The following is a 12815-nucleotide window of genomic DNA, read 5'->3' as shown; positions in this document are numbered from 1 at the left end:
ATTATTGTAAAACGGTCGTTTGCTTGCCAGCGGGGTGGCTCAGTTTATCCAATGCTTGTTTCAGGTCGTTGATCAGGTCTTCGGCGTCTTCAATGCCGATAGACAGGCGGATGCAAGAGTCCATCAGTCCTGCTTTTTTACGGTGTTCTTCCGGTATGTTGCGATGCGTCATGGTAGCCGGGTGGGCCAGCATGCTTTTTACGCCGCCAAAGCTTTCCGCCAGTTTAAAAAGACGGGTGGCGTTTACAATGCGGATGGCGCTTTTGATATTGTTTTCTTTTAAGGAAAAGCTTACCAGCGCGCCATATTGTTTTTGTTGTTTTTTAGCGATGTGATGATTGCGGTGGGTGGCCAGGCCGGGATAGAACACTTTATCTACCGCAGGTTGTGTGGTAAGCCATTGGGCAATGGCCATGGCGTTGGCACATTGTTTTTCCATGCGCAACTGTAAAGTTTCCATACCCCGGATGGTAAGCCAGGCTTCGAAGGGGCTGAGAATGCTGCCGGAAATGTTCTGGGTAAACCGGAGCTGGTCTGCCAGCGGTTTGGAATTCACTACCACTAGGCCGGCCAGCACGTCGGAATGGCCACCCAGGTACTTGGAGGCGCTGTGAATCACTATATCTGCGCCAGCCAGTATGGGCTTTTGCAGCAAGGGGGTACACAGCGTATTATCCACCACGAGCAGGATGTCTTGCTTGCGGGCTATTTTGCTTACCGATTTAATGTCGGAGATCTGCAAGGTAGGATTGGTGGGCGTTTCAAGCCAGATGATGCGCGTTTTATCGGTTATCTGCTGCTGGATGTTGTTGGTGTCTGTGGTGTCTACAAATTTTACGAGAATACCAAAACGTTCCAGCATGTGGTGAAACATCTGGAATATGCCGCCGTAGGTGTCCTGAACGGCTAGTATCTCGTCGCCGGTTTTGAGTAGTTTCAGTACGGCGTCTATGGCGGCCATGCCGCTGGCAAATCCAAAACCGGCGTGACCTTCCTCCAGCTCGCAGATAAGTTGCTCTAGCACCTTACGGGTAGGATTGTTGGCGCGGGAAAACTCAAACCCCTTATGAATGCCGGGCGATTCCTGCACAAAAGTGGAGGTTTGGTAGATCGGCACCGAAATCGCCCCGGTTAGTTCATCTACCGGTATGCTGTGAATGAGATGAGTGGCTGGTTTCATGCAGGTTATGTTTTTTGATAGCGGTCATTAACATTCTTTCATACGGAAGGCAGGGGCATAAAAAAAGCCCTTCCGGAGGTTGGAAGAGCTACTGAATATCGTAGGGGAGTAAAAATCTCTGCCAACTTATCTCTCCCACGGTTTACACCGGGGCCGGAATTAGCACCTTTTCCCGCTTACACAGGATGGTTGCTAAGGCATCGCAGGGCCAAGTCCCTCCGCCTTTCTGGATAAGTAATGTATAAGAACTGCGGGGCAAAGGTAGGTGGCGGCGGCTATATTTCAAAATTTTTAGAAAAAGGTCATTAACAGAAATTTTACAAATGACCGGAATAAAAGAAGAAACTTTAAGGGTACGTTGATTGTAAACCTAAAATTAGTTTGTTATGCCTGTAGCTGTTAGCCCGGCTCCGCCGCTTTCTGAACACCTGTTGCAATTTATCTGGCAGTTCCGCCTTTTTAATGCAGATGGCCTGTGCACTACTGCCGGAGAGCCTGTGCAGCTTATTTCCACCGGGCACTGGAACCGCCACGCCGGACCCGATTTTTCCGACGCACGCATCCGCATCGGCCATACGCTGTGGGCGGGAAATGTGGAAATTCACCTCAAGGCCTCCGATTGGTATAAACACCGGCATCCTCAAAATCCTCATTATGATCATGTGATCCTGCACGTGGTATTTGATCAAGACTTGCCTACCGACATTCCCTCCCTGCCCTGTATAGTGTTGCAGCCGCGCATATCCAAATTGCTGCTGCGCCGCTACCAGCAGCTGCACGGCAGCATAGACTTTGTGCCCTGTGGCCAGCAGGCGGGCAAAACCAACTCCCTCACCTGGAAAAGCTGGAGCGACCGCCTGCTCCTGGAACGCTGGGAACGCAAAACTACCGACTTGCAGGCCTGGCTCCGCCAAACCCGGCAAGATTGGGAAGAAACCTGCTACCAAGGGCTGGCCCAGGGCTTTGGGCAGCCGGTAAATGCCGGCGCTTTTCTACAACTGGCACAGTCGCTACCACTGCGCATTTTGTTGCGCAACAAGGCTTCGCTGGAAGTAATAGAGGCCCTGCTGTTTGGCCAGGCTGGCCTGCTGGAAGGCACTTTCACCGATCCGTATCCACAAGACTTACAACGCCAATATCGCTACCTGCGCCACAAGTATCAATTGCAACCCCTGCCAGGGCATGCCTGGAAGTGGCTGCGCATGCGGCCCGCCGCTTTCCCTACCTTGCGCATTGCCTTGCTGGCGGCGCTGCTGCACCGGCGCACCCATTTGTTTTCCCATGTCCTGGCAGCAAAAGACCTGCAACAACTGGAGCAGTTACTCACCGTGCAGCCATCGCCCTACTGGCAAACGCACTACCGGTTCGACAAGCCCGTGAGCCGCCCCTTCCTGCCCGGCAAACAAATGGTCCGTAATATTGTGATCAATACCTTGCTACCGCTGCTTTATTGTTATGGGCAGCAGAAAGCCCAGCCCGGACTACAGGAGCGCGCCATGACATGGATAGGCAGCCTGCCACCGGAAAGCAACCGTATTATCAGCGGCTGGCACGCGGCGGGCATACATGCAGACAATGCGGCGGATACGCAGGCGCTGTTGCAATTGAAGCAATATTACTGTGATGAGAAGCGCTGCCTGGAATGCGCCATCGGCGCCCGGATATTAAAAGGAAGCTGTGGGGAGTAAGCCACGGTTTTTATCACCGCGTTTTAAACCACCGGTTATTTCAGGCGTCCATACACAACGATGCCTGCCTGGCATGTAACTTATGCGAAGCAGGCACGTTTATGTATAACACGTATTTACCAGTTAAATACCACCACTTGTTTAATATCCGGGTGTATACTGTTGGCCACAGGGCAGGTATGTGCGGCTCTTTCCAGAATGGTCCTGGCTTTTTGATCCAGGCCATGACCAGCAGGAAAATCAAACGTTACGTGAATCTCCGTAATGCGGCGCGGATCGGTACCCATTATTTTAGTGATCGTCACTTTGGTGTTTTCAATAGGCCACTGGTTGTCGCGGGCTTTAATGCCCATAATGGTAAGCATGCACGATCCCAGTGCACTGGCCACCAGGTCTGTAGGAGAAAAACGCTCGCCTTTGCCGTTATTGTCTACTGGAGCATCGGTTTCGATTACTGTACCGGAGGCCAGGTGAGTGGCGGTGGTGCGCAAGCCGCCTTCGTATATAATTTCGGATAATGGCATCATGTAATTTTGCTGTAAAGTAAGGGTATTTTTAGCGGAAGGTCAAGCCCCCATACAGGGCTGATACAGGGAATCAAAAAATCCTGTACGTTTGTATTATCACACATAACATATCACCAATACCAAGCGTTTATCAATAAATAGCCCACACGTGAAAAAAATCTACTTGCTCTTGCTGTTATCAGGTATCGTGACTGCATCCATGGCGCAAAGCACACACCCGGTTAAGAAAGGGTCTAAAAAAGTACGCGCCATCCGCGAAGGAGAGGAAGGGGTGAACGATTATGAGAAAGAGTTTGGGATTGGCGCCCGCATTAATACGGACGGGTGGTCGGGCGTTTTTGAGCTGGGTAAACGTAAAAACCGGCAAACGGTTAATTTCTACCAAATAGAATTTTCCGAGAAGAAAGACCCCAAGGAAGACCGCAAGCCCGGCGCCCTGGATCTTAATGGCTTTGGCTATTCAGAGCGTTCTTATATTTTGGGGAAGATCAATAATTTTTATCAGCTAAAAGTAGGTATCGGCCAGCGCCAGCTTATTGGCAGCCGCGCCAATAAAAATGGGGTAGAAGTCACTTACTTTTATTATGGCGGCTTATCGCTGGGCATGTTACGGCCTTATTACGTGAAAATGTTGGACAAAAACGGCCAGGACCTCCAGGAAGTAAAATACTCCCCCACCATAGACAGCCTCTGGACAGATCAGAATATGATATTTGGTGCCGGTGGCATTACCAAAGGCTGGAGCGAAATGACTTTTGTACCCGGCGCACACGCCAAGGCCGGCATGCGGTTCGACTGGGCTCATTCTACCCGCCTCGTCAGCGCGCTGGAGATCGGGGTAAATGCTGAATACTACACAAAAGATGTGCAGATTATGGCGGATAGAGATGGTAAGAAGTTCTTTTTCAATGCCTTTTTGGGCATTCAGTTCGGGAAATGGTGGAATAAGAAATAGTATTTAACTTAGCAGTTTAAAGAAGGATTAGCGATGGAAGAGTTATCAGTTTCTGCCTGCGTCCCCGCCACAACAAGGGAGAGCAGGGTGAAAAAGCCCGACTGGCTTAGAGTGAAATTGCCAATTGGTGAAAGTTACCGCCAGGTGCGCAACCTGGTGGATACCCATAAATTACATACCATCTGTGAAAGCGGTAACTGCCCTAATATGGGCGAATGCTGGGGGGCCGGCACCGCTACTTTTATGATTCTGGGCAATATCTGTACCCGTAGCTGTGGCTTTTGCGCTGTGGCCACCGGCCGCCCGGAGCCAGTAGATTGGGATGAGCCACAACGTGTGGCAGAAGCCATTTACCTCATGAAAGTAAAACATGCTGTTGTTACTTCGGTAGACCGCGACGAACTCAAAGACGGCGGCTCTATCATCTGGTCCAATACCATCAAAGCTATTCGCGCGCTAAACCCAGATACTACCCTGGAAACCCTGATCCCCGACTTCCGGGGCCAATGGGAAAACCTGCAACGCATTATCGATGTGGCTCCGGAAGTGGTGTCGCATAACCTGGAAACCGTAGAACGCCTTACCAAGCAAGTGCGTATCCAGGCCAAATACCACCGTAGCCTGGAGGTAATCCGCCGTTTAAAAGAAGGCGGCATGCGTACCAAAAGCGGTATTATGCTGGGCCTGGGCGAAACGAAGGAAGAAGTGATACAAGCCATGCAAGACCTGTACGACAACGGTTGCGATGTAGTAACCCTGGGGCAATATCTACAGCCTACTCCACGTCACCTCCCTGTGGTACGCTTTGTGCATCCCGACGAGTTTGCCGAATACCGGGAAATAGGTTATGCCATGGGCCTGGATTACGTAGAAAGCGGTCCGCTGGTTCGCTCTTCCTACCACGCCGAAAAGCATATTTTTTCTGGCAGAAAATAATAGTTTTAATAAGATAGCTTAAAAGGGCATTTCTGGTAAAGGGAATGCCCTTTTTTATTTATACAATAATTCTGCGATATGAGAAATTAACACCCAATCATGCCGGTACCTGTAGCGCAAAATCCCCATTAATAGCTGTACGCTAGTCGTATGGAGGGGGTATTGGCCCAGGCACTCAATTTGATGCATGGCCCTAATATCCATTTTATCATTATAACAATATATATGTATAAGATAGCAGGGTTTGCCGGCGTGGGAGGTGTGTTACTGGCCATCTTATCGAAGGTTGCCATATTAAGCCATTGGAACCTGGAATCGTTTTTCCGGTTACTGGGATTAACAGGTTATATTTTGATCATCAGCAGTGTAGCTTATTTTACTTTATTACTGATGAATAAGTTGTACAAACGTGAAGCAGTAAGAAGCGATTACTAAAAGATATTGATTGTTGTTAATCTGGGCTAATTGGCCAGTGCGCGAAAGCAAACTGGTTATTTAGCCTTTCCCATTTTCAGGCGTCATTATCCATTACCTGCAAAGCCTGGATAGAGTGTCATACCGCCATCTACAAAGAGGGTGGTGCCAGTAATATAATCGCTATCGTCGCTGGCCAGGAACACGGCGGCTTTGCCAATGTCTTCCGCTTCGCCAATGCGGCCATAGGGAATAAGCTCCAATAGTTTACTGGCCGCTGCTGGTGTATTCCAGGCTTCCTGATTTATGCGGGTACGGATAGCGCCGGGGGCAATACTATTGACGCGGATTTTGTGGGGAGCAAATTCCTGTGCAATGGTTTGCATGAGCAGCTTAATGCCCCCCTTGCTGGCGGCGTAATTGGCATGGCCGGCCCAGGGAATTACTTCATGTACGCTACTCATGCAAATAATCTTGCCTGCTGCGGTAGAACGACTAGGCACCACACCCCGGCGCATAAATTCTTTGATGGCTTCGCGGGTGCAAAGAAATTGGCCGGTAAGATTAATACCGATCACTTTATTCCATTGTTCCAACGTCATGTCGGTAAAGGCGGCATCCTGCTGCAAACCGGCATTACTTACCAGAATATCCACGGTGCCGAAGGCCTGGATGGTTTGGGCAAACATTTGCTGCACCTCCTGCTCCTGGCTTACATCGCATTGAATAATGATGGCCTGGCCGCCCTGGGCGGTAATTTTGGCCAATACCGCGTCGGCTTCAGACCGGCTGGATGCCCGGGAATGATTAATGACTACCGTGGCGCCAGCTTTTGAAAGGGCAAGGGCAACGCCTTCGCCAATGCCACTGCTGCTACCGGTAACAATGGCTACCTGGTTTTGTAAAGAACCGCTCATGTGTAAGGGGGGGATTTGGTGCAAGTTCAAAGGCAATAAAAGTATGCCACAATTATGCACAGCAAAAAGCCAAGCAATTGGCAAATGCTAAAAATGAAAAAGCCGCCCAAGAATGGGCGGCTCTCCTTTTATCCTATACCTATGAAATACAACGTAGTGATGGGTTTTATGAATGATAAGTTTTAGCTCCTTTTAGGAAACCGCCCCTGGAAAGGGGCGGAAACTTTCATCCTTGTTTGTTTAACCCAGCTAAAGATCTGTATAATAAAAAATGCGGTAATTAATTATTTGTTAATGATGAAAAATATTTTCACTTTGTTTAGGAGCCTTCATCAATACCTGGGTATTCTGCGGCATTTACCCCTTTGATCATGGGCTTGGTGAGCCGTTTTATAGTTGCTAATCATTTGTTAGGATTCCTATGTATATAGTTAATCAGCTAATTTATCAGGGCATTTAGCAAAAATGATCTATGCCATATTACTCTACTATAAATGTTTTGTACATATAACAGGGGGTGCCATGGGTGAAAACGCCTTCCAGTACCACGCCATAACGCCCGGCTTCATCCCCGGTATAAAAACTGATCTGGCCATTGCCCTTTTCATCTGTCCGGACATCAGGATTCCAATAGAGGGTAAAGCGCTGATCAGGTATGCTAGGTATGTTCTTTTTGGCATAATCGGGTGCATAGAAAAGTAGGGGCAATTGTGTGCCGTTGTAATCGGCCACCAGGGTGCTGGGTGCTAATTGATAGCCGGCCATGTCGGCGGTATAGGTTTGCAGGCTTACGATGCCATTAAAAACCTTCCCCGGATAAAAGGCCTTACGGGCCATTACGGACACCTTCCGGATTTTAAGCGGGTCTATGGCAAACAGGCGTTTGTTATCGAACACCGGAACGCCATCCAGCAGTATAAGCGGATCTTCTTCAAAGAATTTAGGATTGGCCATCAGGTTATTGAGAGTGTGCAGGTGCAGGGTGTCATTGCTTTTGCGCACCATCACCGTTTTAACAAATTCCCGGAATACTTCCTCCAGGGTATTAAACCGCGTATAATCATCGAGCCATACCGTTTCATCGGGTTTGGTAAAGAAAAAGGTGGTATCCGTAAAGCGATCCGCCGCATATTGCAGGCTGTCGCCATAAAAAGCCTGCTGCACCTGTAAGGCAATGTGGTGGCTCAGCAATTGTGCTGTGAGCAGGGACTCTGTATTCGCCGGGGCCGCAGCACTGTCTTCGTCGTAGAAATCATTTTTGAAATGTGGAGGCGTATAATTGTCGAATGGGCTATTCACCGTGATCTGGCAATCTTTAGCAGACGTTTGCAGGATTACGTTCGCATCGCCGTTGTAGCCGCGCAGCTCAAAGGAAAACTTACCTTTTACACTGGGGTTGCAGTAGAACCGGGGATTATGGCCGGTAACGGTTAGCATAATAGGCACGTCCAGTGGCTGGCCGGTTTTCTTATCTACAATGCTGCCGGTCAGCACCTGGCTGTAGGCTTCAGGCAAGTGCGTCTCGTCTTTGCTAAGTAGCCTGGACGCTGTAGGTAGTGCAAGTGTTCGAATGCCGGGGCTATCTATGGTTTGCAATTCATCCAGCCGGAATACCGATGCGGAAAGATGGGCGGGGGCTGGCCTTTGATCTTGCTGTAAGCTGGTGAAGGAAATTTTTACCGGTTGGCGTTTGCCATAGCGATCGTTGATGGAGGTCGTGTGCAGGTGATAGCTGGAATCTTCCGGCAGCCCCTGCGTTGCTTTGTGCAGGTGGGGAATGGGCCGGAAGGAGTTGATGATGTGAATGTTTTTTTCGAAGGCAAAGCCATACTGCTCCATATTACGAGTATAGGCTCGCAGCCGGTAGATGCCAGTGGAAAGGCTGTCTGGTAGTTGCAGGTAGCCGGCGTTTTGCGAGAGGGAATCCAGCAAAATTTTTACCTGCAACACAGCATTGCTATTTTTCAGGTTGTATAATTCTATATACCCAATAGCACTGTTATAGCCGTCTGTAGCATCGTCGTTGATGGCGTACATTTTCATCCAGACAATTTCGCCGGCCAGATAGCAATTACGGTCTGTGTGCAGGAAGGCCGTTTCACGGTATAATTTTTTTACATCAGGTACCTGTGCCTGGGCCAGTGTGGCAAGCAGTAACAGGTAGCAGAGTATGGAGAAATTCTTTTTTTTCATGGATGCTTTTGCAGATTAGCGTGGCCAATAATCCGGCTTTTTACGGCCCCCTTTGCCCCAAAATATACAGTCAATGCAAGTAGTATCATACACGTACCCCAGCAACTGCGGACCTGATAAGTGCAAGGGAATAGCGTGTGTGCAGCAGGCGCCAAAAGTGCTGGTACAAGGTGGTGCAGCAGGATCTAGCGGACAGGGCGAGCGGTTTTCCAGGTAATACTTCGATTGATCGCTTAAGGTAACGTCTATGCCTTCTATGGAGATAGCGTTCTGCGCGTATCTGTCATAATCGAAGGAATATTTCCAATCATAAAAAGTAGGATCGTTGTACAGAAAAATCCTTTGTTCTGTAATGGAAGAAGCGGTGACGTAGCCAATCACCACTTCCTCTTTCCGGGTGAGGCTATGGATGTTGCCCTTTAACTCACCGGGCAAGGGGCCAAATACATCGCCTGGATTCTGGCTGGTTTTTTTCAGGTTCAGGAAATAATTATAGGCTGCTTTGGGCAGGGCATACTGCCTGATATGTAAACTATATAATACACTCAGTTTTACAGAAGCCGCCGGAATAAAAGCGATCGGGTATTTGTAAATAACATCCTTATCCAACGTTTCTGAGGAAGACACCTCTATGGAAGTGGATGCCTGCGATTGGAAACAACGGTAAAGGCTATCTTGTGCGGCCAGGGTTTTATATTGAAGCATTCTTTTAGACCAGTCGTAGGTAATGGTGCTCTGGTAAGGCGAATGGTATTCCCAGGTCTCATCAAACTCCCAGCGGTAGTAGCGCGTGTTGGCCATGTCATCGTGGGTGGTTACGAAGAGTGCTACCCCACCGTCTTTAGGTGCATAAGTGATGGAGTCAATGAGCGGCGTTATTTTTACCGGGATATCGTCTGATTGATATTGTTCGTTTTTTTGGGTGGTGATGTTTAACCGGCAAGTAGTGCCAGTAAGGTGCAGGGAACTAATTTGATAATAGCCACTGTCTGACTCCGTGAGTGGATATATCGTGCCATCTTGTTCCACCGATACGTTGGCCTGCTGTTCTGCTGCTACCATGGCCGTATCGCCTACATTGGTGGTGCGGGTCAGGCGTATGCGGGTAAGTGCGCCAGGGGTGGCATTGATCACCCCTTCTACCACCAGGTAATTCCGGTTGCTGGCAATTACATTGGGCAAATAAGGGTCTTTACAACTATACCCCAGTAATATGATCATCAAGGCCAGGCCTAATGGGTAACGCATGTACTAGAATTTAAAATTGTAGGTGACAAACGGAATAGCTGTTCCGAAAATGGACAGTTTATACCCGTTTACCTTACCTTCTTCGGAGGTGAAATACACAGAATACGCATTCTTTCGGGCGAACATATTATATACGCCCAGCGTCCAGGAGCTATGCGCCAGCTTTCTGATCTTGTGATTGCCTTCGATATTGATAGAAAAATCTGTTCTGAAATAATCGGGAATGCGGTACTGGTTACGGTCTTCGTAATACACGCGGTAAGAACCGGACATGTAATAACGGGCCACTGGTAAGGTGATGGGCCTGCCGGTAGTGTAAATCGATGTAAGCGACAAACTAAACCGGTGAGAAACGCGGTAGTTAGCGATGAGGTTTACTACATGCGGTTTATCATATTCCGCCGGATAATAAGCGCCCCCATTTACGGGTTCACTCACCAGTGGATCATTCATGCGGAGGAATACGCGGGAGTAGGTATAACTGAACCATCCATTGAGTTTGCCGGCTGTTTTCTTCACCAGGAATTCTACGCCGTAAGCCTTGCTATCTGCATTGGCCACGTCTGTTTCAATATGAGGATTTAACAGCAGGGTGGCATCGTTTTTATAAGACAGGGCATGCTGTATCCATTTGTAATACACCTCTATGGACGTTTCGATCACATTGTCTTTAAAATTATGGTAAATGCCCAGTGATACCTGGTCGGCTACGGTGGGTTTAATATAAGGATCGCTGAGTTTCCAGATATCAGTAGGCGTTACCACTGTGGTGTTGGAAAGCATGTGAATATACTGGCGGGTTCTATTGTAAGCCGCTTTTAAAGAACTATTTTCCGACAGGCTATACCGGGCAGCTATTCTTGGCTCAGGACCGTGATAGGTTTTAAATAGTTTGCCTGCTGCATAGTGGGACGTATCGATGATGGTGGTTACATCCCTTTCGAGGTTAGGTGCATAGCCATATACATCCCGCGGCCCCAAGTAATTAAAGAGGGAGTAGCGAAGGCCCACTTCTACCGTAAGTTTGGGCGACACGGTGTACTGGTCGCTGATATAGAGGGCGCTTTCCACCGCCTGTTCCGGTGATAACGTTATGGGGGTGGTGATGCCGCTATCCAGCGGTAGTTTGCTGCCGGGGTGCAGTTTGTAATACACCATGGAAATGCCCGCTTCTATTTTATGGGCATTGTTGGGGGTGTAGATGAGGTTTGTATTGAAGTGATATTGCGATACGTCGAATTTAAATCTATAGGCATTTATCTTATTGTTTCTGCTGGACATATCGAAGTTGTAGTGGTCTATGCCTACATCCATACTTCCATAAAGATGGGGGTTAAAAATATGCTTCCATTTCACAATGCCATTCATGTTGCCATAACGGTACAGTGTATCCCCGTCCAGCCGGAACCGGTCGCCGCTGATGTAACCAGCCACGAATAGGCTGTTGTGGTCATTGAGATCGCTGGTTATTTTCAGGTTGGCATCATAAAAGCCGGCGCGGCTGTTTTTATATTGGTCCGGCAATAATTGCAGGGTCCAGTCGGAATAGGTGGAGCGGCCCCCTACGAGGAAAGAGGTTTTGCTACCTATGGGCCCTTCCAGGGAAAGGTGTCCGCTGAGTGGGCCAATGCCGCCGGAGCCGGAAAATTTGTTGCGGTTGCCTTCCCGGGTCAGTACTTCCAGCACCGAGGAGAGGCGGCTGCCGTATTTCACGGGAATGCTGCTTTTGTATAATTCGGCATCTTTCACCAGGTCTGCGTTAAACCCGGAGAAGAAACCAAAAAAGTGGCTGGGGTTATAAATGGTAGCTCCATCCAGTAATACCAGGTTTTGGTCTACGTTGCCGCCCCTTACATTGAGTCCGGTGCTGCCTTCTCCGGCAGAAGTTACGCCTGGCAGGGTTTGCAACACGCGGAGTATGTCTGCCTCTCCCATCAACGCGGGTACTTGTTTAAGGGTACGTATTTCTATTTTGGAGGCGCCCATTTCGGGATCGAGAATGTTATGAGATTTGGAAGAGGCGATGGTAACGCCTTTGAGGCTGGTCACATAGTCGTGCAATTGAATGTTCAGTTGGCCTGCTCCCCGGATATCGATCTGGCGGCGGGCATCTGCCAGCCCAATGCAGGTGATCATTAATGTATGCCGGCCTTTGGGCATGGTGATGGTGTAATACCCATAAGCATCGGTCATGGTTTTGGTCTGCATGTCGGCAATAGCAATGGATGCATGGCCAATGCCCTCGCCGGTATTGCGGTGGCGCACATAACCGGTTATTGTGGCATATCCCTGGCTGTTCTGGTAACTGCCTATGGTAAATAATTTATTTTCATCATAGTCCAGGATAACGGATTTTGTGGGTGTTACCGTGGTCGTTATGGGAATACGCTTACCATTTTTTGTTTTCACAGGCGCATTATGCGCCACGTGATGCATGGTGGATAGTTTTTTTAGGAGTGGGGCCGGTAGTCCCAGCTGCGTGCTGAGTTCCTGATCCTTGGTGAGGTATAAATTATCTTTATCATCGCAGGCATAGTAAAATTTAAAATCGGCATAGATTTTATCCAACGCTTCTTTTATTTTCATCGTACCGTTTAAGGTGATTTTAAGGGTATCGAAATATTCGGGAATATAATAGCAGGTGATATGCGCTTGCTGTTGTAGCTGCGCGGCAAATGCCTGGATGGAATCTGCGCTTAGATGGAGGGTAACCTGTTTTTCCAAACCACTATTTCTATTTTGCCCATATACACAAAC

At 48.7% G+C, this 12815-nt stretch carries 10 protein-coding genes and 1 riboswitch; of the genes, 4 read left to right on the top strand and 6 right to left on the bottom strand.

Annotation, left to right across the window (positions count from 1 at the left end):
- Position 1: 1 nt before the first annotated feature.
- Complete coding sequence (locus GA0116948_RS01495) at positions 2-1180, bottom strand: trans-sulfuration enzyme family protein (protein ID WP_089708295.1); 1179 nt, start codon at positions 1178-1180, stop codon at positions 2-4.
- Between the two features lie 123 nt (positions 1181-1303).
- Positions 1304-1417, bottom strand: a riboswitch (SAM riboswitch).
- A 149-nt stretch (positions 1418-1566) separates the two neighbouring features.
- On the opposite strand from GA0116948_RS01495, the gene GA0116948_RS01490 reads away from it, so the two are divergent.
- Complete coding sequence (locus tag GA0116948_RS01490; RefSeq protein WP_089708293.1) at positions 1567-2868, top strand: DUF2851 family protein; 1302 nt, start codon at positions 1567-1569, stop codon at positions 2866-2868.
- 116 nt (positions 2869-2984) lie between these two features.
- Here the strand turns inward: GA0116948_RS01490 and GA0116948_RS01485 are convergent, their stop codons facing one another.
- On the bottom strand, positions 2985-3395 hold the full coding sequence (locus tag GA0116948_RS01485; RefSeq protein WP_240619110.1) for an OsmC family protein: 411 nt from the start codon (positions 3393-3395) through the stop codon (positions 2985-2987).
- A gap of 148 nt (positions 3396-3543) precedes the next feature.
- On the opposite strand from GA0116948_RS01485, the gene GA0116948_RS01480 reads away from it, so the two are divergent.
- The 3 genes from GA0116948_RS01480 to GA0116948_RS01470 all read left to right on the top strand — a co-directional run bounded on the left by GA0116948_RS01480 (position 3544) and on the right by GA0116948_RS01470 (position 5721).
- Positions 3544-4350 carry a hypothetical protein gene (locus tag GA0116948_RS01480; protein WP_123891678.1) on the top strand — a complete coding sequence of 269 codons (807 nt, stop codon included), beginning with the start codon at positions 3544-3546 and terminating at the stop codon, positions 4348-4350.
- Between the two features lie 33 nt (positions 4351-4383).
- Positions 4384-5286 carry a lipoyl synthase gene (lipA, locus tag GA0116948_RS01475; RefSeq protein ID WP_089708288.1) on the top strand — a complete coding sequence of 301 codons (903 nt, stop codon included), beginning with the start codon at positions 4384-4386 and terminating at the stop codon, positions 5284-5286.
- 225 nt (positions 5287-5511) lie between these two features.
- Positions 5512-5721 (top strand): hypothetical protein, encoded by a 210-nt coding sequence (locus GA0116948_RS01470; protein WP_123891677.1) that lies wholly within the window; start codon positions 5512-5514, stop codon positions 5719-5721.
- Positions 5722-5807: 86 nt separating this feature from the next.
- Here the strand turns inward: GA0116948_RS01470 and GA0116948_RS01465 are convergent, their stop codons facing one another.
- The 4 genes from GA0116948_RS01465 to GA0116948_RS01450 all read right to left on the bottom strand — a co-directional run bounded on the left by GA0116948_RS01465 (position 5808) and on the right by GA0116948_RS01450 (position 12782).
- Positions 5808-6617: an SDR family oxidoreductase gene (locus GA0116948_RS01465; RefSeq protein WP_089708284.1), complete on the bottom strand. Its 810-nt coding sequence runs from the start codon at positions 6615-6617 to the stop codon at positions 5808-5810.
- 480 nt (positions 6618-7097) lie between these two features.
- Entirely contained in the window at positions 7098-8810 is a 1713-nt protein-coding gene (locus GA0116948_RS01460; RefSeq protein WP_089708283.1) for a hypothetical protein, read from the bottom strand.
- 15 nt (positions 8811-8825) lie between these two features.
- On the bottom strand, positions 8826-10058 hold the full coding sequence (locus GA0116948_RS01455; RefSeq protein ID WP_089708281.1) for a DUF4249 domain-containing protein: 1233 nt from the start codon (positions 10056-10058) through the stop codon (positions 8826-8828).
- 3 nt (positions 10059-10061) lie between these two features.
- Positions 10062-12782, bottom strand: a complete 2721-nt coding sequence (locus GA0116948_RS01450) for a TonB-dependent receptor (RefSeq protein ID WP_205686016.1) — start codon at positions 12780-12782, stop codon at positions 10062-10064.
- Between the last annotated feature and the right edge of the window lie 33 nt (positions 12783-12815).

Origin of the sequence: Chitinophaga costaii, from assembly GCF_900094705.1 — a bacterium.
In the GTDB taxonomy this organism is placed as follows: Bacteria; Bacteroidota; Bacteroidia; order Chitinophagales; family Chitinophagaceae; genus Chitinophaga; species Chitinophaga costaii.
This window is presented reverse-complemented; position numbering and strand designations above follow the sequence as displayed.